We start from the raw sequence: 25,499 nt of genomic DNA, 5'->3' as shown, positions 1-25,499 counted from the left end.
GTCCGCATGAAAGGAGCCGGTGCGGGGCACGACGGGTCACCCGACCGCCGCCAGGAGGAACGACGATGACCCCCCGCTCGATCGCCGACCAGACCGTCGAGGAGCTCGGCGGCCCCAGCAGCGTGTTCGTGCGGCAGCGCCGCGACCACGAGGAGCTGGACCGGCTGCTGCACGAGCTCGACGGCACCACCGGCCGTGAGCAGGAGCGGGTGCTGCGCAGGATCGACCAGCTGGTGTTCAGCCACGCCTTCGCCGAGGAGACCGTGCTGTGGCCGGTCATCCGCCGGGTGCTGCCGGACGGCGACGCGCTGACCCTGCAGGTGGAGGAGGAGCACCAGGAGGTCAACGAGCTGGTCAGCGAGCTGGAGACGCTCGGTGCCGACGACCCGCGCCGGGCACAGCGGATCGCCCGGCTGGTGGAGGTGCTGCGCGAGGACGTCCGGGACGAGGAGGACGTGCTCTTCCCCCGGCTCCAGCAGGCGCTCGACGCGCAGGCGCTGCGCCGGCTCGGCCTGCAGTGGGAGGTCGCCCGGCGGGTCTCGCCGACCAGGCCCCACCCGACCGTGTCCCGCCGTCCACCGGGCAACGCCGTCTCCGGCCTGCCGCTGTCGCTGATCGACCGCACCCGTGACCTCGTCGACGCCGGCGTGCAGCACGCCCCCGAGCGCATCGCCCCCGCCGGGGAGGCGGTCAGCAAGGCGCTGGCCACGGTCGCGGGCTGGGTCGAGCGCGTGCCGCTCGCCCGTCGCGGCGACCGGCCGCCGACCAGCCGGTGAGCCCCGTGGTCTGATCGGCGGGACACGGGCGGGCGCCGGCGCCGGCCCGGAGGGGAGCTGGCATGACATCCGACGAGGTCCTTCTCGAGGTCGACGGGGCGGTCGCCGTCGTCACGCTGAACGCCCCCCAACGGCGCAACGCGCTGACCCCCGCCATGGCGACCGAGCTGATCGCCGCCTTCGACGAGGTCGACGCCCGCACCGAGCTGGGGGCGGTCGTCGTGCGCGGGGTCGGGAGGTCGTTCTGCGCGGGCGGTGACGTGCAGACCCTGACCGACGCCGGCCGGGACCCCGCGGCCCCGGACGCCTACGCCGGCATGGGCGCGATCTACGACTCCTTCTACCGGCTCGGCCAGGTGCACGCGCCCACGATCGCCGCCGTCCGCGGCTCCGCCGTCGGCGCCGGGCTGAACCTGCTGCTCGCCGCCGACCTGCGGATCGTCGCCCGCGACGCCCGGCTGATCTGCGGGTTCCTCAAGCGCGGCATGCACCCCGGCGGCGGCCACTTCGTGCTGCTGTCCCGTCTCGTGGGCCGGGAGGCGGCCGCCGCGATGGCGCTGTTCGGTGAGGAGGTCGACGGGGAGACCGCCGTGCGGCTGGGCCTGGCCTGGGAGACCCTGGACGACGACGCCGTGGAGGACCGGGCGCTGGAGCTGGCCGCCCGGGTCGCCCGGGACCCGTCGCTGGCCCGGGTGGCCGCGGCGAACTTCCGCAAGGAGACCGGCCCCCCGCACGTCAGCTGGGAGATCGCCACCCAGTTCGAGCGTCCCGCGCAGATGTGGTCGATGCGCCGTCCCGCCCCCTGATGCACGTCGGGCCCGGCTCCCGCAGGAGCCGGGCCCGACGTCGGACCGGAGAGCAGATCAGGTGGTCTGCTTGTCCTTGGGCGTGGCCCGGGCGTCGAGCTGGATCTCCTTCTCCGCCCGCGGCACGCCGTCCTTCAGCTCCTTGGTGCGCTCGATCTCGGCATCGAGCTCGATGCCGAACAGCAGAGCCAGGTTGATCAGCCAGAACCAGATCAGGAAGATCACCACACCGGCGAGCGCCCCGTACGTCTTGTTGTAGCTGCCGAAGTTGGCGACGTAGAAGGCGAACGCCGCCGAGGCCACCACGGCCACCAGGATGGCCACGCCCGCCCCGGGGGTGACGAACTTGAAGCCGCGCAGCTTCACGTTGGGGGTCGAGTAGTAGAGGACGGCGATCATCAGCGCCAGCAGGACGAGGATGACCGGCCACTTGACCCAGCCCCACACGGTCAGCACGGTCTCGCCGAGCCCGATGGCCTGACCGATCGCATCGACGACCGGGCCGCTGAGCACCAGCATCGCCAGGATCAGCGCGGCGAACAGGATGCCGACCAGCGTGATGAGCAGCTGCAGCGGCTTGAGCTTCCAGACCTTCCGGCCCTCGGGCGTCTCGTAGACGATGTTGGCCGCCCGGGTGAAGGCGCCGACGTAGCCCGAGGCCGACCAGACGGCCGCCGCGACACCGATGATCAGACCGAGGCTGGCGGTTCCCGAGTTGCCGGCGATCTGCTGGATCACCGGGTTCAGCGTCTCGGCTGCCTGCGCCGGTACGACGGCGGTGATCGCGTCGGTGAGCTGCTGCGGGTTGGTCAGCAACCCGACGAGCGACAGCAGTGCGGTCAGCGCCGGGAAGAGCGCGAGGACGCCGTAGTAGGTCAGGGCGGCCGCCCAGTCGGTGAGCCCGTCCTCGCTGAACTCCTTCAGCGTGCGCTTGATCGTGCCGCCCGTGGTGGGCTTGGGGTCGGCACCGGTGGGAGCGAAGTCGGCCCGCTCACGGCTGATCTTGTCGTCACCGGGTGCGGTGTCGTGCGGGTCGTGGGTGTCCTGCGCGGTGCCGCGCGCGCCCTCCTGGGGGCGGTCTTCTCGTGCTGCGGCCATGCGTGGCCTCCGGGGTAGACGCGGGCTTGTCCTCCCGGCTGTTCCCCGGTCGAGCGCCGGCCACGCGCGGCGTAGGTGGCAATCCGGTCACAACGGAACAGCGCGTCATGACGGCATCGCGCTGAGCTGCGCGACGCCACGCCGCCCGGTCCAGGGAGCGACGATCGTCACACACTGTTCACCAAGGAATTCGCCGCGTGCAGGATTCACAGAGTGACCAGCCGGGCACCCTGCCGCTCAGACGAGAGTCGCCGGCTCCCCCCGGCGGACGCGAGAAGACGTGGAGCGTAGAGATGGTGATCTGGCCGACGCTGACCCTGATCGGGTTCCTGGTGCTGACGGCGCTGGTGATCGCGATGGGCACCCAGTCGACCGCCCGCTACGAGGCCGAGCAGCGCGCGGTTGCGGCCCGCCCCTCCCGGACCCGCCACGCGGCTCCCGAGGCGGCCCGCGCGACGGCGACCGCGACCGCCCTGCTCTGACCCCGACGACGGCGGCGGCCCTCCGCGGAGGCCGCCGTCGCCGCGTTCACAACCACTCGCCGCGGGTCTCCAGCACCGTCCGGTCCCGCGAGGCCAGCAGGGCCAGCTGTGGGCCCACCTTCGGCAGCTCCCACCGCTGGAAGAACCGCGCCGCCTGCCGCTTGCCGGCGTAGAAGTCGCCGTCCCGGCCCTCGGCCGCCAGTGCCTGCTCCAGCCACAGCCAGCCGACCACCACGTGACCCGCGGCCTCCAGGTAGACCGTGGCGTTGGCCAGCGCCTGCTCCGGGTCGCCCGCCGACCACAGGGTCGCGGTGACCGCGCCGAGCTGCTGCACGAGGTCCTCGAGGGTGGTGGCCAAGTCGGCCCACGGCGTGCCGGCCGCCCGCCGGGTGGTGGCGGTGATCGTCTCGCCGAGCAGGGTGAGCCCCGCGCCGCCCTGCATGACCACTTTGCGGCCGAGCAGGTCCAGCGCCTGGACGCCGTGCGTGCCCTCGTGGATCGGGTTGAGCCGGTTGTCCCGGTAGAACTGCTCGACCGGGTGGTCCCGGGTGTAGCCGGCGCCGCCGAGCACCTGGATGGCCAGGTCGTCGGCGGCCAGGCACCACTGCGAGGGCCAGCTCTTCGCGATCGGGGTGAGCACCTCCAGCAGCAGGTGCGCCCGGGCGCGCTCCTCCTGGGTCTCCGCCGTCCGCTCCTCGTCGACCAGCCGCGCGCAGTACAGCCCCAGTGCCAGGCCGCCCTCGACGTAGGCCTTCCCGGCCAGCAGCATCCGCCGCACGTCCGGGTGCTCGATGATCGGCACCGGCGGGGCCGTGCCGTTGCCCGACCGCCCATTGCCGGCGAGTGCCCGGCCCTGGGTCCGGGTGCGCGCGTACTCGAGGGCGTGCAGCCAGCCGGTGTAGCCCAGCGCCGTCGCGCCCACCCCGACACCGATCCGGGCCTCGTTCATCATGTGGAACATGTAGGTGAGGCCCCGGTGCAGCTCGCCGACCAGGAAGCCGACCGCGCCGGGCCGCCCGCCGGGCGTGTGCCCGCCCTCACCGAAGCTGAGCAGTGTGTTCGTCGTCCCGCGGTAGCCCATCTTGTGGTTGAGCCCGGCCAGCACGACGTCGTTCCGCTCGCCGAGCGAGCCGTCCGGGCGGACGAGGTACTTGGGGACGACGAACAGCGAGATGCCCTTCACCCCGGGTGGGCCGCCGGGGACCTTGGCCAGCACGAGGTGGACGATGTTCTCCGTCAGCTCGTGGTCGCCCCCGGAGATCCACATCTTGGTGCCGGTCAGCCGGTGGGTGCCGTCGTCCTGCGGCACCGCCCTCGTGGTGATGTCGGCCAGCGAGGAGCCCGCCTGCGGCTCGGACAGCGCCATCGTGCCGAACCAGCGCCCCTCGGCCATCGGCGGGACGTAGGTCTGCACCTGCTCCGGGCTGCCGTGGGCGACCAGCAGGTTCGCGTTCGCGATGGTCAGGGACGGATAGGCCGAGGTGGCGATGTTGGCCGCCTGGAACCAGGCGTGCACGGCCATGTTCACCACCGCCGGGAGCTGCAGGCCGCCCAGCTCCTCCGGCAGTGCTGCTGCGGTCATCCCGGCCTCGGCGAACACCCGCAACGCCGCGGCCACCTCCGGGATGAGCACCACCTTGCCGTCGACGACGCGCGGCTCGTTCTCGTCGGCCGTGCGGTTGTGCGGGGCGAAGTGGTCGGTCGCGATCTCCTGCGCCAGCTCGAGGACGGCGTCGAAGGTCTCCCGCGAGTGCTCGGCGTAGCGCGGCCGCTTGGTGAGCGTCTCCACCTGGAGCCACTCGTGCAGCAGGAACTCCAGGTCGCGGGGGCTCAGGAGCGAGGACGCGGGCACGGGCACGGGCACTCCAGACGGTGTCGGGGCGGGCCGGTGCCCGTCCCGCCAGGCTAGGCCGGGGTTCGCCCCTGGGCGCCGGGGTACGAGCGCGCCATGGACCTGTCCACGATCATGTCGCGCGCGGCGGGGCTGGCCGGCGGTGCCGGTGGTGAGGCGCTCAAGCGGCTCCAGCACGTGCGCCTGCCGGGCGTGGGGCAGTCGTCGGTGACCGACGACCCGCGCACCGCCGCCCGCCGCTGGCGCGCGGTCACCGTGCTCACCGAGCCCGCCCGGCTGCAGGAGTCCCTGCCCGCGCCGCTGGCCGCCTTCGGCGACCGGCTGGAGGTCCGGGTCACGCCCGCACCCGGCGACCGGGGTGCCGAGCTGGCCGCCCGCTTCCGCGGCCCGGTCACCGAGGACGAGATCGGGCACCTGCGCGCCGCGCTGCGGGAGGCCAAAGCCCTGGTCGAGGTGGGTGAGGTGCTGCGCGTGGACCCGCAGCCGCACGGTCATCGAAAGCCGACCCCGCAGGGACGGACCGTCGAGGGGATGGCGCAGCGGGCGCCGGAGGAGGGCGTGCTGTGAGCGGACAGCGGCGTGAGCATCGCAGCGAGGAGCGAGCGAGGAGCGGAACGGCGCGCGGGAGCGAAGGGAGGGCATCGTGAAGGCAGTGACGTGGACGGGGATCAACGAGGTCTCCGTGGAGGACGTGCCCGAGCCGACGATCCTCAACGACCACGACGTCATCCTGAAGGTGCGGCTGAGCACCACCTGTGGCTCGGACCTGCACCTGCTGGGCGGCTACATCCCGTTCATGCGCGCCGGTGACGTGCTCGGCCACGAGTTCATGGGCGAGGTCGTCGAGGTCGGCAAGGGCGTCCGGCAGCGCAGGGTCGGTGACCGGGTCGTGGTCAACTCGTTCATCGCCTGCGGCAACTGCTGGTACTGCCGGCAGGAGCTGTTCAGCCTCTGTGACAACGGCAACCCCAACCCGGGGATCACCGAGGGGCTGTGGGGCCAGAGCCCGGGCGGCTGCTTCGGCTACTCGCACGCAGTCGGTGGCTTCGCCGGCAGCCACGCCGAGTACATCCGGGTGCCCTACGCCGACGTCGGGTCCTTCCTGATCCCTGAGGAGGTCTCCGACACCCGCGCCCTGTTCGCCTCCGACGCGGTGTCCACCGGCTGGATGGGCGCGGAGCTCGCCGGGACCGGGCCGGGCGACGTCGTCGCCGTCTGGGGTGCCGGCGGAGTCGGCCAGATGGCCGCCCGCGCGGCGACTCTGCTGGGCGCGGAGAAGGTGGTCGTCATCGACCGCCTCCCCGAGCGGCTGGCCCAGGTGCGGCAGCACGTGGGCGCGGAGACCATCGACTACTCCGCCACCGACGTCCTCGTCGAGCTGCGGGAACAGACCGGCGGCCGCGGGCCGGACATCTGCATCGAGGCGGTTGGCATGGAGGCGCACACCCCCGGCGCCCATGGCGTGTACGACCAGGTCAAGCAGCAACTGCGGCTGCAGACCGACCGGCCGGCCGCGGTCCGGGAGGCGATCCTGGCCTGCCGCAAGGGTGGGAGCGTGTTCGTGCTCGGCGTCTTCGCGGCCGCGGTGGACAAGTTCCCGCTGGGCGCGATCATGAACAAGGGGCTGACCCTGCGTGGAGCCCAGGTGCACGGGCAGCGGTTCACCCCGCGGATCCTCGAGCACATGGCCCGCGGTGAGCTGGTGACCGAGCACCTGGCCACCCACGTGCTGCCGCTGGACGAGGCCCCGCGGGGCTACCAGATGTTCAAGGACAAGGCCGACGGCTGCGTCCGCGCGGTGTTCACGCCCAACGGCTGATCAACGCACGAGGACGGCAGCGGCCCTTTCCCGACGTGGGAGAGGGGCCGCTGCGGTCGATGCCCCGGTCAGTCGCGCGGGCGACCGCTGCGCTGGGGCAGGTGGGCGGCCGGGACGCTGGCCAGCCCGGTCGCCTGGTCGGGGGCCGCCTCGTGCCGGCCGCCCAAGCGCGGGGCGTCGTCCCCGGCGTGACCGCCGGACCGGCCGGCGGCCGGCTCCCCGGTGCGGTCGACGCCGTCGACCGGCGGGGCCGTGGACGTCGGCGCCGCGGCGCCGACGGCGTGTGCCGCACCCTCGGCCGGGGTGTTCACCGCCTCGCCCGCCCCCGCCCGGGCGGCCTGGATGCCGGACTGGGTCCGCAGGGCCAGCTGGGGCAGGAAGATCAGCACGAAGAAGCCGAGCGCCACGATCGCCGCGGCGATGAGGAACACCACGTCGAGGGTGTGGCTGAACCCGGTCTTGAACGGCAGGGCCAGGTGGTCCGGCAGGTCCGCGATGAACGAGGTGTCCGACAGGTCGCCGCCGGTGTTCAGCTGGCCGCTCTGCACCGCCTGCGCGACCCGCGGGTCGTCGGCCGCCGCGCGGGTGAACGCGCTGGTGATGTCGCCGGGCAGCCGGGTGAACAGGACGGAGAGGAAGATCGCCGTCCCGAGCGTGCCGCCCATCTGCCGGAAGAACGTCACCGACGAGGTGGCGACGCCGATCTCCCGCGGGCTCACCGCGTTCTGCACGGCCAGGATGACCGGCTGGAAGTTGAAGCCCAGCCCGAGACCGAGCATGACCATGAACGGCACCAGGGTCCAGATCGAGGTGTCGGCGCCGACGACGATGGACAGGCCGACCAGCGACGCGACCATCAGCACGACGCCGACCAGCGGGAAGGGCTTGTAGACGCCGGTCCGGGCGATCGTCTGCCCGGAGATCACCGAGCCGACCATGATGCCGAGCACCAGCGGGATCATCTGCAGACCGGCCACCGTGGGGCTCGAGCCGTGCACGATCTGCAGGTACTGCGGGAGCAGCAGGATCCCGCCGAACATGCCCATGCCGAGCACGATGCTCGACAGCCCGCTGATCGCGAAGGTGCGGTTGCGGAACATCCGGATCGGCAGCAGCGCCTCGTCGCCGTAGGCCCGCTCCGCCAGGAAGAACAGCACGAAGCCGACCGCGCCGATCGCGTAGCAGACCAGGGACGTCGTGTCGCCCCAACCCCAGGTGCGGCCCTGCTCGGCGACGATCAGCAGCGGCACCAGGAAGGCGATCAGTGCCAGCGCGCCGGGGTAGTCGATCCGGTGGTCGCGGCGGGTGTGCGGCAGGTGCAGCACCTTGAAGACGACGGCGAAGGCCAGCACGCCCAGCGGCACGTTGACGTAGAAGATCCAGCGCCAGCCGGTGATGCCGAGGATCGACTCCTGGCCGGAGAGCAGCCCGCCGATGACCGGCCCCAGCACGCTAGAGGAGCCGAAGACGGCCATGAACCAGCCCTGGTACTTGGAGCGCTCCCGGGGCGGGACGATGTCGGCGATGATGGCCAGCGCGAGGGACATCAGGCCACCGGCGCCGATGCCCTGGATGGCCCGGTAGACGGCCAGCTGGTACATCGTGTCCGCGAGGCCGCACAGCGCCGAGCCGATGACGAACACCGCGATCGCGAACAGGTAGAAGCCGCGCCGGCCGTACATGTCGCTCAACTTGCCGTACAGCGGCGTGGCGATCGTCGAGGTGATGAGGAACGCCGTGGTGGCCCAGGCCTGCAGGTCGTAGCCCTGCAGGTCGTCGGCGATCACGCGGATCGCGGTGGACACGACGGTCTGGTCGAGGGCGGCCAGGAACATGCCGAGCAGCAGGCCGACCAGGATCGTCATGATCTGGCGGTGCGTGAAGGCGCCGGAGGCGTCCGGGGCCGCCGCGGCGGCGCGGGCGCCGCGCCGCTCGGCCGCGGTCCCACGGTCGGAGGTCTGGGTCATCGGTCCTTCTCGGTGCGGGGGAGGGGCGCGCCGACGGCGGCACCCAGGCTCGGGAGGTGGTCGGTGAGGTCGTCCACGAAACGGCGCAGCTGACCGGTGAAGCCGGCCAGCTCGCCGGGGGACCAGCTCGCGGTGACGGCGGCGAGGAGCTCCTCGCGCTCGCGCCGCATCTGGTCGAGCACTGCCTCACCGGCGGGGGTGACGACCAGCCGGCTGACCCGGCCGTCCTGCTCGTCGGCGACCCGGCGGACCAGGCCCCGGTCGACGAGCAGGGTGACGTGCCGGCTGACCGTGGACGGGTCGGCGTGCACGAGCTCGGCGAGCGCGCCCTGCCGCATCGGACCCAGCCGGGTCAGCGGGAACAGCAGCACGTGGGCGGCGCGCTCGCGGGCCTCCGCGCTCGAGCCGGCGGCGGCGGAGGCCTTGAGCGCGTGCAGCACCCGGGAGAGCCGTGCCAGCTCGTCGGACAGCAGGTGGGCGGCGGCGTCGGCGCCGGCCGGCGCGGGGCCGGGGGAGGACGCGGGGTCGGTCACGGGGACTCCCAGGACGGCGGGGGGAGCGCGGCAGTGCGCCCGGGAACAGATGCACGGTACAAGCCGTTGCGCGGCGCATGCAACAAGTTGCAGCCGGCATGCACTGTGACCTGCGCAACCAGGTCGACGGGGATGGGACCCTGGAGACCGTCCCCCTCGGAAGAAAGCGCGAGACCTCCGTGACCACCCCGCACGACGACCTGCGCTCCCGGCTGTCCGCGCTGACGCTCGCGGACGAGCACCGGTTGCGCCGCCGGCTCGACGGCACCCGGCGCACCAAGGACCCGGCCGCCCGTGCCCGGCAGCAGGACGCGATCGCGGCCGAGGTCGCCGCGGCCGAGGACCGGATCGCCCGACGGCGCGCCGCCGTGCCCGCGGTCAGCTACCCCGACGAGCTGCCGGTCAGCCAGCGCCGCGACGACATCGCCGCCGCCCTGCGCGACCACCAGGTCGTCGTCGTCGCCGGCGAGACCGGGTCGGGCAAGACCACGCAGCTGCCCAAGATCCTGCTCGAGCTGGGCCGGGGCGTCCGCGGCCGGATCGGGCACACCCAGCCGCGGCGGATCGCCGCCCGCACGGTCGCCGAGCGGATCGCCGAGGAGATCGGCAGCCCGCTGGGCGACGTCGTCGGCTGGAAGGTCCGCTTCACCGACGAGGTCGGCGACCGGACGCTGGTCAAGCTGATGACCGACGGCGTGCTGCTCGCCGAGATCCAGCGCGACCGGGCGCTGCGCCAGTACGACACGATCGTCATCGACGAGGCCCACGAGCGGAGCCTCAACATCGACTTCCTGCTGGGCTACCTGGCCCGGCTGCTGCCCCGCCGTCCCGACCTCAAGCTGGTCATCACCTCGGCGACCATCGACGTCGACCGGATCGCGAAGCACTTCGCAGGACCCGGCGACAGTGAGCCGGGCTCGGCGGACGGTGCCGAGGTGCCCGTCGTCGAGGTCACCGGCCGCACCTATCCGGTCGAGGTCCGCTACCGGCCGGTCATCGACCCCGACGACCCGGACGCCGACCCCGACCGCGACCAGGTCAGCTCGATCGTCGACGCCTGCGCCGAGCTGGTCGCCGAGGGCCCGGGTGACGTGCTGGTCTTCCTCGCCGGGGAACGGGAGATCCGGGACACCGCGGAGGCCCTGGGTGGGCTGACCGAGCGCGGCGGCGCACCGATCGAGGTCCTGCCGCTCTACTCGCGGCTGAGCGCGGCCGACCAGCACAAGGTGTTCGCCCCGCACACCGGGCGGCGGGTGGTGCTCGCCACCAACGTCGCCGAGACGTCGCTGACCGTGCCGGGCATCAAGTACGTGGTCGACCCGGGCACCGCCCGCATCTCCCGCTACAGCCATCGCACCAAGGTCCAGCGGCTGCCGATCGAGCCGATCAGCCAGGCCTCGGCCCGGCAGCGGTCCGGCCGGTGCGGCCGCACCAGCGAGGGCATCGCCATCCGGCTGTACACCGAGGACGACTTCGACGGCCGGCCGGAGTACACAGACCCGGAGATCCTGCGCACCAACCTGGCCTCGGTGCTGCTGCAGATGGCCGCGCTCGAGCTCGGGGACGTCGCGGACTTCCCGTTCATCGACCCGCCGGACCGGCGCGCGGTCGCCGACGGCGTGGCCCTGCTCGAGGAGCTCGGCGCGCTCGACCCCGCCGGCACGCTCACCGCCACCGGCCGGGCCCTCGCCGCGCTGCCGCTGGACCCCCGGATCGCCCGGATGGTCGTCGAGGCCGACCGCCGCGGGGTGCTCGAGGAGGTGCTGGTCATCGCCGCCGGGCTCACCGTGCAGGACGTCCGGGAGCGCCCGGCCGAGCACCAGCAGGCCGCCGACGAGCTGCACGCCCGGTTCGCCGACGAGAACTCCGACTTCCTCGCGCTGCTCAACCTCTGGCGGTACCTCGGCGAGCGGCAGGAGACGCTGTCGGGCAACCAGTTCCGGCGCACCGTCAAGCGCGAGTTCCTGCACTACCTGCGCATCCGCGAGTGGCAGGACCTGCACGGTCAGCTGCGCGGCACCGCCCGCCGGCTGGGCATGACCACCGGCTCGCTCGCCGCCGAACCCGACGAGCGCGGCGTGCACGCGTCGCTGCTGGCCGGGCTGCTCTCGCAGATCGGCACGCAGGTCGAGGCGGCCAAGGGCGACCGCCGTCCCGTGCGGGAGTACGTCGGCACCCGCAACACCCGGTTCGTGATCGCGCCGGGCACGCCGCTGGCGAAGAAGCCGCCGCGCTGGGTGGTCGCCGCCGAGCTGGTGGAGACCAGCCGGCTGTTCGCCCGGACCGTGGCGCGGATCGACCCGGAGGTGGTCGAGCGGCTGGCCGAGCACCTGGTGAAGCGCCAGTACAGCGAGCCGCGCTGGGACGCCAAGCGCGGTTCCGTGGTCGCCACCGAGCGGGTCACCCTCCACGGTCTGCCGCTCGTCGTCGGCCGGCGCGTGCAGTACGGCTCCATCGACCCGGTGGTCTCCCGCGAGCTGTTCATCCGGCACGCGCTGGTGCAGGGCGAGTGGACGACGCACCACCGCTTCTGGGCCGACAACGCCCGCGCGATCGAGCGGGTCGCGGAGCTGGAGGAGCGGGCCCGCCGCCGGGACATCCGGGTGGACGACGAGACGCTGTTCGAGCTCTACGACGTGCGGATCCCGGCCGACGTCGTCTCCACCCGGCACTTCGACCGGTGGTGGAAGCAGGCCCGCCGGGAGACCCCGGACCTGCTCACCTTCAGCCCGGAGATGCTCACCAACGCCGCCGTGGCCGGCCAGGTCGACCCCGAGGACTACCCGGACGAGGTCGAGCTGACCCAGGGGCTGACCCTGCCGCTGTCCTACGCGTTCAACCCGGGCGCGGTCGAGGACGGCGTGACCGTCGACGTGCCGCTCGGCGTGCTCGACACCGTCGCCGCGGAGACCTCCGGGGAGTCGCTGGCCTTCACCGTGCCCGGGCTGCGCGAGGAGCTGGTCACCGAGCTGCTCCGGTCGCTGCCCAAGCAGCTGCGCCGCGGCCTGGTGCCGATCCCCGACCGGGTGCGCGAGGTGCTGCCGCACATCCGCCCGACCGAGCCGCTGCTCCCGGCGCTGGAACGGGAACTGCGCCGGGCGACGGCCGTGACCATCCCGCCGGACGCCTGGCGCCCGGCCGAGGTGCCGGCGCACCTGCGGGCCACCTTCCGGGTGCTCGACGACCAGCACCGTCCGCTGGCCGAGGGCAAGGACCTGACGGCGCTGCGCGCCCAGGTGGCCCCGCAGGCGCGGGCCGGCCTGGCCCGGGCCGCGTCGGAGCTGGAGCGCACCGGGCAGACCTCGTGGACGTTCGGGGAGCTGCCGCGCAGCGTCGAGGTGCGCCGCGGGGGCCACGTGGTCACCGCGCACCCCGCGCTGGTCGACGAGGGGGAGACCGTCGGCGTCCGCGTGGTGCCCACCGAGGCGGAGGCGACCCGGCTGAGCTGGCGCGGTGCGCGCCGGCTGCTGCTGGTCGAGGTCGGCGCGCCGGTGAAGCAGGTGGTGAAGGGGCTGTCGCCGCGGTCCCGACTGGCGATGCAGTTCAACCCGGACGGCGAGATCCCCGACCTGGTCGCCGACTGCGCGGACGCCGCCGCCGACGAGCTGATCGCCGCGGCCGGCGGCCCCCCGCGGGACGCCGAGGCCTTCGCCGCGCTGGTGCAGACCGCCCGCACCGAGCTGCTGCCGCTGACCAGCGACGCGGTGCGCCGGGTCGAGGCGGTGCTCACCCAGGCGCGGGAGGTGGCCGTGGCGATCGGCGCGGCGCCGGGACGACGGGTGCCCGAGGCGGCGATCGCCGACCTGCGCCGCCAGATGGCCGGGCTGCTGCACACGGGCTTCGTGGCCGCGGCGGGCCGGCGCCGGCTGCCCGACCTCGTGCGGTACCTGACCGGGATGGCGTACCGGCTGGAGAAGCTGCCGGCGAACGCGGCCCGGGACGCCCTGTGGATGGACCAGGTCGCCGCGGTGACAGCGGAGTACGAGCAGTTGCGGACCCAGGTCCCCGCCACCGGCGGACCGGACGACCCGGTGGCCCGCGTGCGCTGGATGATCGAGGAGCTGCGGGTGAGCCTGTTCGCGCAGGGCATCCGCACGCCGAGGCCGGTGTCCGAGCAGCGGGTCTACAAGGCGATCGACCAGCTGACCGCCTGAAGGCCCCGGATGGCCGGCGGGTTTGCCCGCTCGGTGCGGCGGGGAGGGTCCCGGTGACCCAGACGCCGGACCGAGGAGTCCTCGCATGAGCGAGCCGACCAGCAACACCCACGCCGCGGGCGAGGGCCTGAGCGACGAGGAGATGGTGGAGGTCGTCGCCGGGCAGACCGACAGCGCCTCGGAGAACGCCGACGAGGCCGGCAAGGACTGGAAGGGCGACCCGTCCCAGGCTCCGCAGCAGTAGCCTGCGGCAGCGATCGGACCGGCCGTGTCCCGCCGGTGCCAGGGAGGGCAGGACCCGTGGCGATGACGATCCCCGAGCGCGCCCGGCTCGCTCCCCGGACGGTCCTCCGCTGGGGGGTGCGCCACGGGCTCCCGGGGGCGTACCTGCAGCGGGCGGCCGCGCGCGGGGACCTGGTCGGCCGGTTGCTGCGCGACCCGGCGCAGCGGGCGGACCCCCACCCGCTCTACGAGCAGCTGCGCGCCCAGGGCCCCCTGGTGCCCAGCAGCCTGGGCCTGGTCACCACCTCGCACGCGATCGCGTCCGAGGTGCTGCGGTCAGCGGACGTCGGCGTCGGGTTCGACCGGTCGCTGGCGCCGCGCTGGGCGCAGTGGGTGCTGCGGGTGACCGACGACCCGACGGCCGACGGGGTGGCCGAGCCGCCGTCGATGATCGTCGTCGACGCACCCGCGCACACCCGGTACCGGCGCCTGGTGAGCCGGGCGTTCACCCCGCGCGCGGTCGCGGCCAGCGAGCCGATGGTCCAGCGCACCGCCGACGTCCTGCTCGACCGGCTCGCCGCGACCCCCGGCCCGGTCGACCTCGTGACCGGCTTCGCCGCCCCGTTGCCCGTGCTCGTCATCGCCGACCTCCTCGGCGTCCCGGGGAAGCGCCGGGAGGACTTCCTCCGCTGGGGCGCGGCGGCCGCCGCCACCCTCGACCCGGGGCTGCCCTACCGGCGGTACGTAGCGGCCGAGCAGTCGATCCGGGAGATGCACGGCTTCCTGGGCGACCACTTCGCCGGGCTCCGCCGCGAGCCCGGTGACGACCTGGTGAGCCGGCTGGTCGGGCTGCCGGAGGACGAGGCCCTCACCGAGCGTGAGCTGCACGCCACGGTGCTGCTGCTGCTCGGTGCCGGCTTCGAGACGACGGTCAACCTGCTGGGCAACGCGGTGGTGCTGCTCGACGCCCACCGGGAGCAGTGGGAGGCACTGGCAGCCGACCCGGCCAGGTGGCCGAACGCCGTCGAGGAGGTGCTACGCATCGACAGCCCCGTGCAGATCACCGGGCGGACGGTGCTCCGCGACATGACCCTGGACGGCCGGCCGGTGCCCGCCGGCAGCCGGGTGACGGTGCTGCTCGGCGCCGCGAACCGCGACCCCGGCGTCTTCGGGCGGCCGGACCGGTTCGACGTCCGCCGGGACAACGCCCGGGAGCACCTCGCGTTCTCCGCCGGCGCGCACTACTGCCTCGGGGCGGGGCTGGCCCGGCTGGAGGCGGTCGTCGCGCTGCGCACGCTGGCCGAGCGGTTCCCCCGGCTGCGGGTGACCGGCACCCCCGAGCGGCGCGACCTGCAGACGCTGCGCGGCTTCGAGCACCTCCCGGTCACCCTCACCTGACGCCGCGCACGGCCCGTCCAGAGGCTCGCCCCGAGCGTGCGAGGGGTGAGGAGGACGGGGCCTTTCAGTGACGCGGGGGCGTGAGCATCCCTGCGCCCACCGTGGCGTTGGTGGACTCGTCGATGAGGATGAACCGGCCGGTCTCCCGGCTGCGGTGGTAGTCGTCGATGAACAGCGGCTGGGTGGTGCGCAGGGTGACCCGGCCGATGTCGTTGAGACCGAGGTGGCTGACGTCGCGCTCCCGGTGCAGCGAGTTCACGTCCAGCCGGTACTGCACGTCCTTGACGACGGCGCGCACCGAGCGGGTCGTGTGCTTGACCCCGAGCCGCTGCCGCGGCTGCAGCGGCTGGTCGGTCATCCAGCAGACGATCGCGTCGAGGTCCTGGGTCACCTGCGGGGCGTTGGCCGGGCGGCAGATCATGTCGCCGCGGGAGACGTCGAGGTCGTCGGTGAGCCGCACGGTGACCGACATCGGCGGGAACGCGGCGTCCAGCGGGCCGTCCGGCCCGTCGATCGCGGCGATCGTCGTCGTCAGGCCGCTGGGCAGCACCTGGACCTCGTCGCCGGGGCGCAGCACCCCGCCGGCGACCCGGCCGGCGTAGCCGCGGTAGTCGTGGAAGGCGTCGGACTGCGGTCGGATCACGTACTGCACCGGGAACCGGGTGTCGACCAGGTTGCGGTCGCTGGCGACGTGCAGGTGCTCGAGGTGGTGCAGCAGCGAGGCGCCCTGATACCAGGGCATGTTCGCCGAGCGGGTCACCACGTTGTCGCCGAGCAGCGCGGAGATGGGGACGACCGTGACGTCGGACACCTCGAGCTTCGTGGCGAAGGCGGTGAACTCGTCGCCGATGCCCTCGAACACGTCCTCGGACCAGTCGACCAGGTCCATCTTGTTCACCGCGACGACCAGGTGCGGCACCCGCAGCAGCGAGGCGAGGAAGGCGTGCCGGCGACTCTGCTCGACCATGCCCTTGCGGGCGTCGACCAGCACGATCGCCAGGTCCGCGGTCGAGGCGCCGGTGACCATGTTCCGCGTGTACTGCACGTGGCCGGGGGTGTCGGCCAGGATGAAGGTGCGTCGCGGGGTGCTGAAGTACCGGTAGGCGACGTCGATGGTGATGCCCTGCTCGCGCTCGGCGCGCAGGCCGTCGGTGAGCAGCGCGAGGTCGACGTAGTCGCCGTGGCTGGCCCGCTCGATGGCGGCGTACTGGTCCTCGAAGACCGCCTTGCTGTCGTACAGCAGCCGGCCGATCAGCGTGCTCTTGCCGTCGTCCACCGACCCGGCGGTGGCGATGCGGAGGATGTCCTTCCGGGCGACGGCGAGGTCGTGGGCCTGCTCGGCGGCGGCCGAGTGGACATCGACGGGCGTCTCGGGCGAGGCCATCAGAAGTAGCCCTCCTTCTTCCGGTCCTCCATGGCGGCGTCGCTGACCTTGTCGTCGCCGCGGGTGGCGCCCCGCTCGGTCAGCCGGGTCACCGCGATCTCGGCGATGACCTGCTCCACCGTGGTCGCGGTGGACCGGACGGCGGCGGTCAGGTTCGCGTCGCCGACGGTGCGGTACCGGACGCTCTCCCGGAACACCGTCTCGCCGTCCTTGGGCGTGATGAACTCGTTGACCGCGTAGAGCATCCCCTGCCGGTCGACGACCTCCCGCTCCTGGGCGAGGTACAGCGGCGGGATCTCGATCTCCTCCTGGGCGATGTAGCCCCAGATGTCCAGCTCGGTCCAGTTGGACAGCGGGAACACCCGGATCGACTCGCCAAGGTGGATGCGGCCGTTGTACAGGTCCCAGAGCTCGGGGCGCTGGTTCTTCGGGTCCCACTGGCCGAACTCGTCGCGGAAGGAGAACACCCGCTCCTTGGCGCGGGCCTTGTCCTCGTCCCGGCGGGCGCCGCCGAACAGCGCGGTGAACCCGTGCTGCTCGACGGCGTCCAGCAACACGGGCGTCTGGATCCGGTTGCGGGAACCGTTGGGCTCCTCCCGGACGATGCCGGCGGCGATCGCGTCGGGCACGGAGGCCACCACGAGCTCCACACCCAGTGCCGCGACCCGCTTGTCGCGGAACTCGAGCACCTCGGGGAAGTTCAGCCCGGTGTCCACGTGCATCACCGGGAACGGGATGCGGGCCGGGGCGAACGCCTTGCGGGCCAGCTCCAGCATCACGATCGAGTCCTTGCCGCCGGAGAACAGCAGCACCGGCCGTTCGGACTCGGCGGCCACCTCGCGCAGCACGTGTATGGACTCGGCCTCCAGCGTCTGCAGCTGGGTCAGCCGGTGGTCGGGCAGGGTGTCGAGCGGGCTCACGCTGTCGGCCTCCCGGGGTCGGCGGTGGAGCGGGCACGCGACATCGGCAGACGGCGCGTCTGGAGTGGGCCAACCGCATCGGGTCGACGGGCATTCCGGCCCCCAGTGTCCGGCATGCCCGAGTCGGCGCGCGCGGTGGTCACCTCACGCCGTCCCGTCGACCGCGGTGCCGTCACCCGCCCGCCGCGGCGGCGACGGTCGCCCGGAGGCGTCGGTGACCGTGCCGAAGTACGCCTCCACCTGCTTCGGGTGGGGAGTGACGAACACGCCGCGCCCCTGGACCAGCGGCCGGTCGGGCGCCGCGGCGAGCGCGATGACGCAGGGCGCTGCCCAGCTCGGTGACGGCCGCCAGCAGCGCCGTCCGGTCCTCCGGCTCCGTTCCCGCCGGGGGACTGGACCAAGCCGCCGGCCGGATCGGGTCAGCCGGGGGCGTCGCCGCCCGCGGGGGCGGCCGGGCCGGAGCGTGGCAGCCGGACGGTGAAGGTGGCGCCCTCGCCCGGGGCGGTGGTCAGCTCCACCTGCCCGCCGTGCGCCCGCACCAGCGACGCGACGATGGACAGGCCGAGCCCGGTGCCGCCGGCCGCCCGGGTCCGCGAGGTGTCGGCGCGGTAGAAGCGCTCGAACACCCGGTCGGCGTCGGCCGTGGCCATCCCCGGGCCCTCGTCGCGCACGGCGAGGACCACCACGTCCGGGTCCGCGGGGTCGGCCGCCAGCTGGACGGTGACCCGGGTCTCGGGCGGCGTGTGGGTGAGGGCGTTGGTCACCAGGTTCCCCACGACCTGCCGCAGCCGGGCCTCGTCCCCCTGCACCACCGGGGCGTCGGGCAGGGAGTCGTCCAGGTGCAGGCTGATCGGCCGGTCGGGCTGGACGGCGCGCGCGTCGTGGACCGCGTCCCCGGCGACCCCGGCCAGGTCGACCGGGCCGAGGGACAGCGGTCGCTGCTGGTCGAGGCGGGCCAGCTGGAGCAGGTCCTCGACGAGCAGGCCCATCCGGGTGGCCTCGGACTCGATGCGCTGCATCAGCCGGGCGGTGTCCTCCGGTCCGCGCACGGCGCCCTGGCGGTGCAGCTCGGCGAAGCCGCGGATCGAGGTCAGCGGGGTGCGCAGCTCGTGGCTGGCGTCGGCGACGAACCGCCGCATCCGGCTCTCCGACGTCCGCGCCTGCTCCTCCGAGGCCTGCTGCGCGCGGAAGGACGCCTCGATCCGGGCGAGCATCCCGTTCAGCGACCGGGACAGCCGCCCGACCTCGGTCCGGTCGTCCCCGGCGGGGACGCGGCGGGACAGGTCGCCGGCGGCGATCGCCTGGGCGGTGTGCTCGACCTCCACGAGGGGACGCAGGCTGTTGCGCACCACCAGGTAGCCGGTGACGCCCAGCACCGCCACGACCAGCAGGCCGACCACGACCTCCAGGGTCACCAGCCGGGCGAGCACCGCCCGGTCGTCGCTGAGGTCCGTGCCCACGACGACGGCGAAGCCACCGCTCATCTGGGCGACCGCCACCCGCCAGGACGTGGACCCGTCCTCGGACCGGAGGAGGAACGGCGCGCTGCCGTAGCTGCCGATCGACGCCCGGTCGATGTCGTCCACCTCGGGGAGGTGGTCGTCGGACCGCGGGCCCTGGATGACCGACACGGTCGGCTCGGCGGAGGTCAGGTCGATGCAGGCGATGTAGACGTTGCTCGGGATGCGCAGCTCGGTGAGCGCGCAGGCGCGGGCGAGCTCGCCGGACTGCTGCTCCAGCTGCTCCAGCGTGGCGGTCAGCCGGGCGTCCCGCTGGTCGAGCAGGTAGCCGCGGAGCAGCGAGGTGGCGGCGAAGCCGGTGGCGGCCAGCGCCACCGTGAGCAGCGCGATCAGCAGGGCGACGAGGGTGACCCGCAGCGGGATGCGCGGGGCCGGTGCCGCCGGCCGCGGCGGTGGTCCGGACGCGACGTCCGCGCCGGGGCCGTCGGGCCCCGGCGCCGGGTGGTCGGACGGGACGGGGGTGGGCGGGCCGTCCGGCCGGGTGTCGGCCGGTCGGCTCACGAGCCGCGGGGGAGGCGCAGCGAGTACCCGACTCCGCGCAGGGTGTGCAGCAGCCGCGGCTCGGTGGTGTCCACCTTGCGGCGGAGGTAGGAGATGTAGGACTCCACGACGTTGGCCTCGCCGTTGAAGTCGTAGTTCCACACGTGGTCGAGGATCTGCGCCTTGGACAGCACCCGCCCGGCGTTGGTCATCAGATAGCGCAGCAGCTTGAACTCGGTCGGCGAGAGGCTGACCAGCTTCCCGGCCTTGAGGACCTCGTGGGACTCCTCGTCCAGCTCGATGTCGGCGAAGGTGAGCCGCGGCGCCTCGCTGGTCCGCTGTGCGGCCTGGCTGCGGCGCAGCACCGCCCGGATGCGGGCGAGCACCTCGTCGAGGCTGAACGGCTTGGTGACGTAGTCGTCGCCCCCCAGGGTGAGCCCGGTGACCTTGTCCTCGCCCGCGTCGCGCGCGGTGAGGAAGAGCACGGGTGTGTGGGTGCCGTTCTGACGCAGCCGGCGGACGACACCGAAGCCGTCCAGCCCGGGCATCATCACGTCCAGCACCAGCAGGTCGGGGCGGAACTGCTCGGCGACGGCGAGGGCCTGCTGGCCGTCCGCGGCGGTGGCCACCTCGAAGCCGGCGAACCGGAGGCTGGCCGAGAGCAGCTCGCGGATGTTGGGCTCGTCGTCGACCACGAGCAGCCGGGCCTCGGGCGTCCGGGGCTTGCTGGTGCTGCCGGGCACGACCCCTCCCGATGGACCCTGTGCGGCCGTCGTCGTCATGCCGCCAGACTCCGCCGGGGCCCTGCGGACGGACTGGACGCTACCTGTGAGGAGCCTGGGTGTCTCAGGCGATGCCGTCGGCCGGCTTCCGCGCCCCGGTCCGCTCCTCGCTCGCCGGCGCTCGCTGCGATGCTCCCGCGGCTGTCAGCCGGTGGGGGACATCGCGCGGCCGCGCCGCCAGTAGCCGATCGCGTGGTGCTGACCGCGACGCAGGCCCCACCGGCCGCGCAGGTCGGCCCGGACGCCCCGGACGGCGGCGGACTCCGCCGCGACCCAGGCGAACAGGTCGTCCCCGTCCGGGCGGGGGAGCGCGGCCACCGCGTCGGACAGCAGCGTGCTCAGCCCCGGCTCGGTGCTCGCGCGGTGCAGCCAGCGCAGCTCGACCCCCACCGGCGCGGACAGCGGCTGCTCCTCCTCCGGGCCGGCCACCTCCAGCAGGGCCACGCCCCGGGTGGTCGGTGCGGCCGTAGCGAGGATGCGGCTGATCGCCGGCAGCGCCGTCTCGTCCCCGGCCAGCAGCAGCCAGCGGGCGGGCGCGTCCCCCAGCGGTGCACCGCTGGCCACGCCCAGCGAGGCCCCGGGCGCGGCGGCCGCGGCCCACGACGCGGCCGGGCCGTCACCGTGCAGCACGAAGTCGACGTCCAGCTCGCCGGCGGCGGGGTCCTGCCGGCGGGCGGTGTAGCTGCGCAGGCTCACGCCGTGGCTGCCCTGGGGCCACACGATGCGGCCGTCCCGGGCGATCTGCGGCCAGGCGGGCGCGGTGTCGCCGACGCGCGGCACGAGCAGGGAGATGGTCGGGCCGGCGGCCGCCACGGCCTCGGCCGGCGCGGTCAGGGTGACCCGGCGGACGGCCGGGGTCACGTCCCGGACGGCGCTGACGGTGAGGACGTCGACCGGGCGGACGTCGCCGGCGTCCGGGAGCGCGCGCGCCGGACGTCCGGTCGCGGGCTGGTCGTCCAGGGGCGTGCTCACGGTGCTCCAGCCTAGGGCGGGGTCGGCCCGGGCCCGGACGCGTGCGGGCCGACCCGACCGGCCCCGGGGGAATGGGGCCAGCCGGGCCGGCGCTCACGGACGGGACCGTCACGGAGTGTGGTCAGAGGTTCACCCTGACCAGGGGAAGTCCTCCGTGGAGCCCGTCGGGTGGCAACGCTACGTGATCGCCGACGGCTGTCGAGACCCGGGTGATCACGGCTGACCCGGAGGGGTGAGCCCGACCGGGTGTCACCCCCTGCGGAGCCGGCCCGCGCCGGGCGGCCGCACCCCGATGTGTGCGGGCCAGCGGGCGCGGGCAGGGCTCGGTGCACACGCGACCGGACAGGAGGCCGGGGATGGCCGAGGAGTTCTCCAAGGGTGACCACGTCACGTGGAAGAGCCATGGGAGCGAGGCGGAGGGCACCGTGCAGCGGGAGATCACCTCGGACACGGAGGCGGCCGGCCGCACCGTGCGCGCGAGCGAGGACGACCCGCAGTACGAGGTGAAGAGCGACAAGAGCGGGAAGACCGCGGTCCACAAGCCGGGCGCGCTGGAGAAGGACTGACCGGCAGCGCCGCTGCCGCTGACGAGGAGGACACATGAGCGAGACCGACGGCACGTTCGCTGCCTCGAGCCGGAGCACCAAGCACAGCCCGCGGGTCGACGAGGAGCTCGAGCACGAGGTGCAGGGCATGCTCAAGGCCGAGCGGGCGACCCGGGCCGAGGAGTGGCGGGAGGTCGAGCCGTCCGGTGAGGACCAGCCCGCCATCCAGGCCGACCCCACGGGCACGTTGACCGGAGGCGTCCCGGTCGGCATGACGCCCGAAGCGGTGGTCGCCCGCGCGGAGCTCGCGCGCTGGCTGGACCGGGCCGACTTCCCGAGCACCGGCGCCGACCTGGTCGAGGCGGCCCGCGACCACCGGGCTCCCGACGCTGTCGCGGACGAGCTGTCCCGGCTGCCCGAGGGGGAGACCTACGAGCGGATCGGGGACGTCGTCCGGGCCCTGGGGTACCCGACCGAGACCTGACCGCCGGGCCGGCGCCGTCCCGCGGGGCGGCGCCGGCTCACCCCTGGCCCGCCGCGGCCTCCTCGTCCTCCTCCTCCGCGGCGATCTCCTCGGCGCCGCGACGCCGGAACAGCCGCGAGCCGGGGAACCCCTTCACCACCTGCCGCATGTCCTGCACGGTGTCCAGCAGGGCGTGCAGGTCCGGGGCGACGTCCCCCAGCGTGACCAGGACGGGGATGACGTCCTCGTCCAGGTGCACCACCAGCGTGGGCATCCGGTCGACCAGCGTGATGAACGCCTGCACCTCCGCCGGGCTGAGCTCCGCGGCGAAACGGCTGACGACCGGGGCGAGGTCGGTCAGCGCCGGGCGGTAGACGTCCAGCAGCGGCTGGACGGCGACCAGCATCGCCTCCGCCCGGTCCAGCGTCCCGTTGGCCCCGTCGGCGGTGCCGGCGATGTCCACGACCAGCTGGGCGGCCGCGTCGGTGCTGCGGCGCACGGCCGCGACGGCCTCGTCCGCGGCGCCCTGGCTGGCCCGCACGGCCGTGATCGCGTCGTCGGCGGAGCGGCGTGTCCCCTCCACCGCGGCGATGGCGTCGTCGGCCGCCTCCTGGGACCGCTTGATCCGCTCCATCGCCTCGTCCGCCCGACCGCGGGTCTCGTCGACGCGGGTCATCGCCCCCTCGGCGCGGGCGGTGGCGGCCTCGATCCGGTCCAGCAGCACCGACGTCCGGTCCAGCAGCCGTTCGGCGGCGCCCACCGCGGCGACCACACGCGGGAGGAGGGCGAGGCCCTGCGCGACCCCGTCCCGCAGCCCCTCCACGGCACCCAGGACGTCGGACGGGCCGGGGATGGAGAGCCTCATCCCGCGCACGCTACGCAGCCGTCGGCACGGCCGCTGGTCGGCGAAGCGGGGGTTGGTCCGCGTGGCCGCCGGGCAGTGGCCTCGTGCGCACGTATCGTCAACAGCCTGTGTGCGGCCCGTCCGGCCGGACGCGGAGACGGACGGCGGCCCACCCGGGCCGGAGCACCACGACGATGGGAAGTCGACACACGTGGCCGACGAGCCGACGCGGAACGGAGCCGACGGCGCCTCCGCCGGTGACCCGTCCGGGCCGAGCACCCGCGCCGGGAGGGCCGTGCCGGGCGCGGGACCTCCGGCCCCCCTCACGGTCCAGGAGCTGATCGCCCGGTCGGGCAGCACCGGGGTCGGCCGTCGCCGGGCCGAGCGGCGCGGGGCGCCGCCGGCTCCCGGCCGCCAGGAGCCGGCCGACCCCGCGCCCCGCACCGGCCCGCCCGCGCCCCCCGTGCTGCCCACAGGCTGGCAGCCCGCGATGCCGAGCACGCCGCCGGAGGACGACGAGGCCCCGGCGCCCGCCGCACCACCGCCGCCCCCGGCGTCCGAGCGGCCGGCCGGCCCGCCGGTGCGCTGGTCCGCCGCGCCCGAGGTCGCCCCGGAACGCCGGCCCACGGCCCCGCCCCGCCCGCCCGCCCGGCCGGCGCCGCCGTCCACCGGTCCCGCCGCTCCGCCGTCGTCCCCGCCGTTCCCGGTCCCACCCCGCCCGTCGGCCGGGCCGGCCACGCCCCGCCCGTCGGCCGGGCCGGCCACGCCCCGCCCGTCGGCCGGGCCGGCCACCCCCGTCCCGCCGACCGGGTCGTCCACGCCGGCCCCGGCGCCCTCGGTGCCCGACCGGCCGCGGCCGACGCCCACCCCGACGCCCCGGCCCCGACCGGCCGTTCCCGCCGCCGCACCCCCGGCGGCACCGCCGCGGCCGCCAGCAGCCGAGCCCCGGCCGGTGCCCGCGTTCCCGGGGACGGCACACCCCTCGGCGCCGGTGCCCGGGGTGCGGCGCAGCCTCCCCATCCCGCCGATCCCCGGCCTCGACGTGCCGGTCGGCGGGAGCACGGCCGCCGACATCGGGCCGGACGCCGAGCGGCCGCCGCCCAGTGCCCGCCGCCGGCGGCTGACCCGCGTCGCCGTGGCCCTGGGTGCGCTGCTCGGCCTCGTCCTCGCCTACCACGTGGCTCTCTACTTCTACGTCGACCGGTCGATCGGCCGGGTCGACGCGCTGGTGACCGATGGCCCGGAGGTGCTGGCCCCCCAGTTGCAGGAGTCCTCGCAGACCTACCTCGTGGTCGGCACCGACCTGCCCGGCCGCTCCGGGCTGGCCTCGGTGAGCACGCTGGTCGCGCACGTCTCCGCCGACGGCGAGCGCGCCACGCTGGTCTCGGTCCCGCCGACCGCGGCGACCGACACCCCGGCCTGCCGGACCGGCGAGGACGACGTCCGCCCGCCGGTCACCGAGCCGTTCGCCGCCGCCCTGCTCGAGGGCGGGCCCTCCTGCCTCGTGCGCTCGGTGCAGCAGCTCACCGGCCTGCGGGTCGACCACTACCTGGCCGTGGACCTGGGCCGGCTGCCGGGACTGGTCGACGCCCTCGGGGGTGTGGCGGCCTGCCTGCCCGGCGCCGCCGGGGAGCTCACCGGCGACCAGGCGCGGGAGTACCTGGCCGGCAGCGCCGGGCCGAACGGTACCGACGTCACCGGGGCGGCCGCGGCCGAGCGGGAGCAGCAGCTGCTGGCCGCCACGCTGGGGCCGGGCCTGTCGGCCGGCATGGTCACCGACCCGGTGACGCTGGCCCGGTTCCTCACCCGGGCGGCCGGCGCTTTCACCGTCGACGCGGAGACCACGCTCGCCGAGGTGCGGACCCTGGCCTCGACCCTCGGCGACCTCTCCGGCGACGCGCTGCAGACCGCCACGGTCCCGGTCGCCGCGATCGGTCACGTCCCGCTCGACGGCGACCAGGCCGCGGTGGTCGTGGACGGGGCGGCGACCCGGGCCCTCTTCGACGCGGTCATCGACACCGGGCAGCTCCCGGAGGACGCGCCGGCGGACGCCGCCGGCGCGCCTCAGCCGGCCGAGCCGGCGCCCGCCCCGGCGGCGGTCGACCCGGTGCCCGAGGGGACGACGGTGACCGTCGTCCCGGCCGCGGTGACCGTCGACGTGCTGGACGCCACCGGCGGCGACCGCACCGCGGAGGTCGCCGACGCGCTCGTCGCCCAGGGCTTCCGCGTGGGGGCGCGGGGGACCGAACCGGCCGCCGTCACCCGGACCGTGGTCCGGTACGCCGCCGCCTCCCTCGAGCTCGCCCGCACCGTCGCCGCCGCCGCGCCCGGCGCGGTGCTCGTGGAGACCACGGAGGTGGGCAGCGCGGTGCAGCTGGTCGTCGGCCCCGACTTCGCCGGGGCGGTCCCGGTCGACATCGGCACCCCGGTGCCTCCCGCCGCAGCGCCGACGGCCCCCTCGGCCGCGTCGTCCTGCGGCTGA

General features: G+C 74.6%; 22 protein-coding genes. 11 read left to right on the top strand and 11 right to left on the bottom strand.

Going from position 1 to position 25,499, the window contains the following annotated elements; translation table 11 throughout:
* Positions 1-65: 65 nt before the first annotated feature.
* Together HK417_RS16635 and HK417_RS16630 are read left to right on the top strand one after the other, a co-directional pair.
* The gene (locus tag HK417_RS16635) at positions 66-776 is read left to right on the top strand and encodes a hemerythrin domain-containing protein (protein WP_222268447.1); all 711 of its coding nucleotides are present in this window, start codon (positions 66-68) and stop codon (positions 774-776) included.
* A 62-nt stretch (positions 777-838) separates the two neighbouring features.
* Positions 839-1,582: an enoyl-CoA hydratase/isomerase family protein gene (locus HK417_RS16630; protein WP_222268445.1), complete on the top strand. Its 744-nt coding sequence runs from the start codon at positions 839-841 to the stop codon at positions 1,580-1,582.
* Positions 1,583-1,639: 57 nt separating this feature from the next.
* On the opposite strand, the gene HK417_RS16625 is transcribed toward HK417_RS16630, so the two are convergent.
* Entirely contained in the window at positions 1,640-2,680 is a 1,041-nt protein-coding gene (locus tag HK417_RS16625) for a YihY/virulence factor BrkB family protein (protein ID WP_222268443.1), read from the bottom strand.
* A gap of 293 nt (positions 2,681-2,973) precedes the next feature.
* Between HK417_RS16625 and HK417_RS16620 the strand changes: the two genes are divergently transcribed.
* Entirely contained in the window at positions 2,974-3,162 is a 189-nt protein-coding gene (locus tag HK417_RS16620) for a hypothetical protein (RefSeq protein ID WP_222268441.1), read from the top strand.
* Positions 3,163-3,208: 46 nt separating this feature from the next.
* On the opposite strand, the gene HK417_RS16615 is transcribed toward HK417_RS16620, so the two are convergent.
* Positions 3,209-5,020, bottom strand: a complete 1,812-nt coding sequence (locus HK417_RS16615) for an acyl-CoA dehydrogenase (protein ID WP_308123649.1) — start codon at positions 5,018-5,020, stop codon at positions 3,209-3,211.
* 90 nt (positions 5,021-5,110) lie between these two features.
* Between HK417_RS16615 and HK417_RS16610 the strand changes: the two genes are divergently transcribed.
* Positions 5,111-5,581 (top strand): hypothetical protein, encoded by a 471-nt coding sequence (locus HK417_RS16610; protein ID WP_222268439.1) that lies wholly within the window; start codon positions 5,111-5,113, stop codon positions 5,579-5,581.
* A 76-nt stretch (positions 5,582-5,657) separates the two neighbouring features.
* Positions 5,658-6,833 (top strand): zinc-dependent alcohol dehydrogenase, encoded by a 1,176-nt coding sequence (locus HK417_RS26540; RefSeq protein ID WP_222268437.1) that lies wholly within the window; start codon positions 5,658-5,660, stop codon positions 6,831-6,833.
* A 68-nt stretch (positions 6,834-6,901) separates the two neighbouring features.
* On the opposite strand, the gene HK417_RS16600 is transcribed toward HK417_RS26540, so the two are convergent.
* Both HK417_RS16600 and HK417_RS16595 read right to left on the bottom strand, forming a co-directional pair.
* Positions 6,902-8,800, bottom strand: coding sequence for an MDR family MFS transporter (locus HK417_RS16600; protein WP_222268435.1), 1,899 nt, complete (start codon positions 8,798-8,800; stop codon positions 6,902-6,904).
* Positions 8,797-9,333, bottom strand: coding sequence for a MarR family winged helix-turn-helix transcriptional regulator (locus HK417_RS16595; protein WP_222268434.1), 537 nt, complete (start codon positions 9,331-9,333; stop codon positions 8,797-8,799). The genes HK417_RS16600 and HK417_RS16595 overlap by 4 nt, the downstream gene beginning before the upstream one ends.
* Positions 9,334-9,512: 179 nt before the next feature.
* On the opposite strand from HK417_RS16595, the gene hrpA reads away from it, so the two are divergent.
* The 3 genes from hrpA (at position 9,513) to HK417_RS16580 (ending at position 15,107) form a co-directional block, all read left to right on the top strand.
* The gene (gene hrpA / locus HK417_RS16590; RefSeq protein ID WP_222268433.1) at positions 9,513-13,487 is read left to right on the top strand and encodes an ATP-dependent RNA helicase HrpA; all 3,975 of its coding nucleotides are present in this window, start codon (positions 9,513-9,515) and stop codon (positions 13,485-13,487) included.
* Positions 13,488-13,572: 85 nt separating this feature from the next.
* Positions 13,573-13,731, top strand: coding sequence for a hypothetical protein (locus tag HK417_RS16585; protein ID WP_222268431.1), 159 nt, complete (start codon positions 13,573-13,575; stop codon positions 13,729-13,731).
* 62 nt (positions 13,732-13,793) lie between these two features.
* On the top strand, positions 13,794-15,107 hold the full coding sequence (locus HK417_RS16580) for a cytochrome P450 (protein ID WP_222268429.1): 1,314 nt from the start codon (positions 13,794-13,796) through the stop codon (positions 15,105-15,107).
* A gap of 64 nt (positions 15,108-15,171) precedes the next feature.
* Here the strand turns inward: HK417_RS16580 and HK417_RS16575 are convergent, their stop codons facing one another.
* The 6 genes from HK417_RS16575 to HK417_RS16555 all read right to left on the bottom strand — a co-directional run bounded on the left by HK417_RS16575 (position 15,172) and on the right by HK417_RS16555 (position 21,165).
* Positions 15,172-16,491, bottom strand: coding sequence for a sulfate adenylyltransferase subunit 1 (locus tag HK417_RS16575; RefSeq protein ID WP_222268427.1), 1,320 nt, complete (start codon positions 16,489-16,491; stop codon positions 15,172-15,174).
* Complete coding sequence (gene cysD / locus HK417_RS16570; protein WP_439957928.1) at positions 16,491-17,411, bottom strand: sulfate adenylyltransferase subunit CysD; 921 nt, start codon at positions 17,409-17,411, stop codon at positions 16,491-16,493. The genes HK417_RS16575 and cysD overlap by 1 nt, the downstream gene beginning before the upstream one ends.
* A 144-nt stretch (positions 17,412-17,555) precedes the next feature.
* Positions 17,556-17,678: a hypothetical protein gene (locus tag HK417_RS25545; protein ID WP_261327001.1), complete on the bottom strand. Its 123-nt coding sequence runs from the start codon at positions 17,676-17,678 to the stop codon at positions 17,556-17,558.
* A 152-nt stretch (positions 17,679-17,830) separates the two neighbouring features.
* Complete coding sequence (locus HK417_RS16565; protein ID WP_308123648.1) at positions 17,831-19,432, bottom strand: sensor histidine kinase; 1,602 nt, start codon at positions 19,430-19,432, stop codon at positions 17,831-17,833.
* Positions 19,429-20,154, bottom strand: a complete 726-nt coding sequence (locus HK417_RS16560) for a response regulator transcription factor (RefSeq protein ID WP_222268425.1) — start codon at positions 20,152-20,154, stop codon at positions 19,429-19,431. The genes HK417_RS16565 and HK417_RS16560 overlap by 4 nt, the downstream gene beginning before the upstream one ends.
* 183 nt (positions 20,155-20,337) lie before the next feature.
* On the bottom strand, positions 20,338-21,165 hold the full coding sequence (locus HK417_RS16555) for a siderophore-interacting protein (RefSeq protein WP_308123647.1): 828 nt from the start codon (positions 21,163-21,165) through the stop codon (positions 20,338-20,340).
* A gap of 356 nt (positions 21,166-21,521) precedes the next feature.
* On the opposite strand from HK417_RS16555, the gene HK417_RS16550 reads away from it, so the two are divergent.
* A complete protein-coding gene (locus HK417_RS16550; protein WP_222268423.1) occupies positions 21,522-21,731 on the top strand; it encodes a DUF2945 domain-containing protein in 210 nt (69 codons plus the stop codon).
* A gap of 34 nt (positions 21,732-21,765) precedes the next feature.
* Positions 21,766-22,194, top strand: a complete 429-nt coding sequence (locus tag HK417_RS16545; protein WP_222268421.1) for a DUF2795 domain-containing protein — start codon at positions 21,766-21,768, stop codon at positions 22,192-22,194.
* A 37-nt stretch (positions 22,195-22,231) separates the two neighbouring features.
* Here HK417_RS16545 and HK417_RS16540 read toward each other — a convergent pair whose 3' ends face one another.
* Positions 22,232-23,038, bottom strand: coding sequence for a hypothetical protein (locus tag HK417_RS16540; RefSeq protein ID WP_222268419.1), 807 nt, complete (start codon positions 23,036-23,038; stop codon positions 22,232-22,234).
* A 190-nt stretch (positions 23,039-23,228) separates the two neighbouring features.
* Between HK417_RS16540 and HK417_RS16535 the strand changes: the two genes are divergently transcribed.
* Positions 23,229-25,499, top strand: coding sequence for an LCP family protein (locus tag HK417_RS16535; protein ID WP_308123646.1), 2,271 nt, complete (start codon positions 23,229-23,231; stop codon positions 25,497-25,499).

This window comes from Modestobacter marinus, from assembly GCF_019799945.1.
In the GTDB taxonomy this organism is placed as follows: Bacteria; Actinomycetota; Actinomycetes; order Mycobacteriales; family Geodermatophilaceae; genus Modestobacter; species Modestobacter marinus_B.
The sequence above is the reverse complement of the archived record's forward strand: the minus strand, read 5'-3'. Positions and strand labels throughout refer to the sequence as shown.

Coding starts and splice junctions, on each gene's coding strand:
- HK417_RS16635 (WP_222268447.1), top strand. CDS start 66: ATGACCCCCCGCTCGATCGCCGACCAGACCGTCGAGGAGCTCGGCGGC.
- HK417_RS16630 (WP_222268445.1), top strand. CDS start 839: ATGACATCCGACGAGGTCCTTCTCGAGGTCGACGGGGCGGTCGCCGTC.
- HK417_RS16625 (WP_222268443.1), bottom strand. CDS start 2,680: ATGGCCGCAGCACGAGAAGACCGCCCCCAGGAGGGCGCGCGCGGCACC.
- HK417_RS16620 (WP_222268441.1), top strand. CDS start 2,974: ATGGTGATCTGGCCGACGCTGACCCTGATCGGGTTCCTGGTGCTGACG.
- HK417_RS16610 (WP_222268439.1), top strand. CDS start 5,111: ATGGACCTGTCCACGATCATGTCGCGCGCGGCGGGGCTGGCCGGCGGT.
- HK417_RS16600 (WP_222268435.1), bottom strand. CDS start 8,800: ATGACCCAGACCTCCGACCGTGGGACCGCGGCCGAGCGGCGCGGCGCC.
- HK417_RS16585 (WP_222268431.1), top strand. CDS start 13,573: ATGAGCGAGCCGACCAGCAACACCCACGCCGCGGGCGAGGGCCTGAGC.
- HK417_RS16580 (WP_222268429.1), top strand. CDS start 13,794: ATGACGATCCCCGAGCGCGCCCGGCTCGCTCCCCGGACGGTCCTCCGC.
- HK417_RS16575 (WP_222268427.1), bottom strand. CDS start 16,491: ATGGCCTCGCCCGAGACGCCCGTCGATGTCCACTCGGCCGCCGCCGAG.
- HK417_RS16550 (WP_222268423.1), top strand. CDS start 21,522: ATGGCCGAGGAGTTCTCCAAGGGTGACCACGTCACGTGGAAGAGCCAT.
- HK417_RS16545 (WP_222268421.1), top strand. CDS start 21,766: ATGAGCGAGACCGACGGCACGTTCGCTGCCTCGAGCCGGAGCACCAAG.
- HK417_RS16540 (WP_222268419.1), bottom strand. CDS start 23,038: ATGAGGCTCTCCATCCCCGGCCCGTCCGACGTCCTGGGTGCCGTGGAG.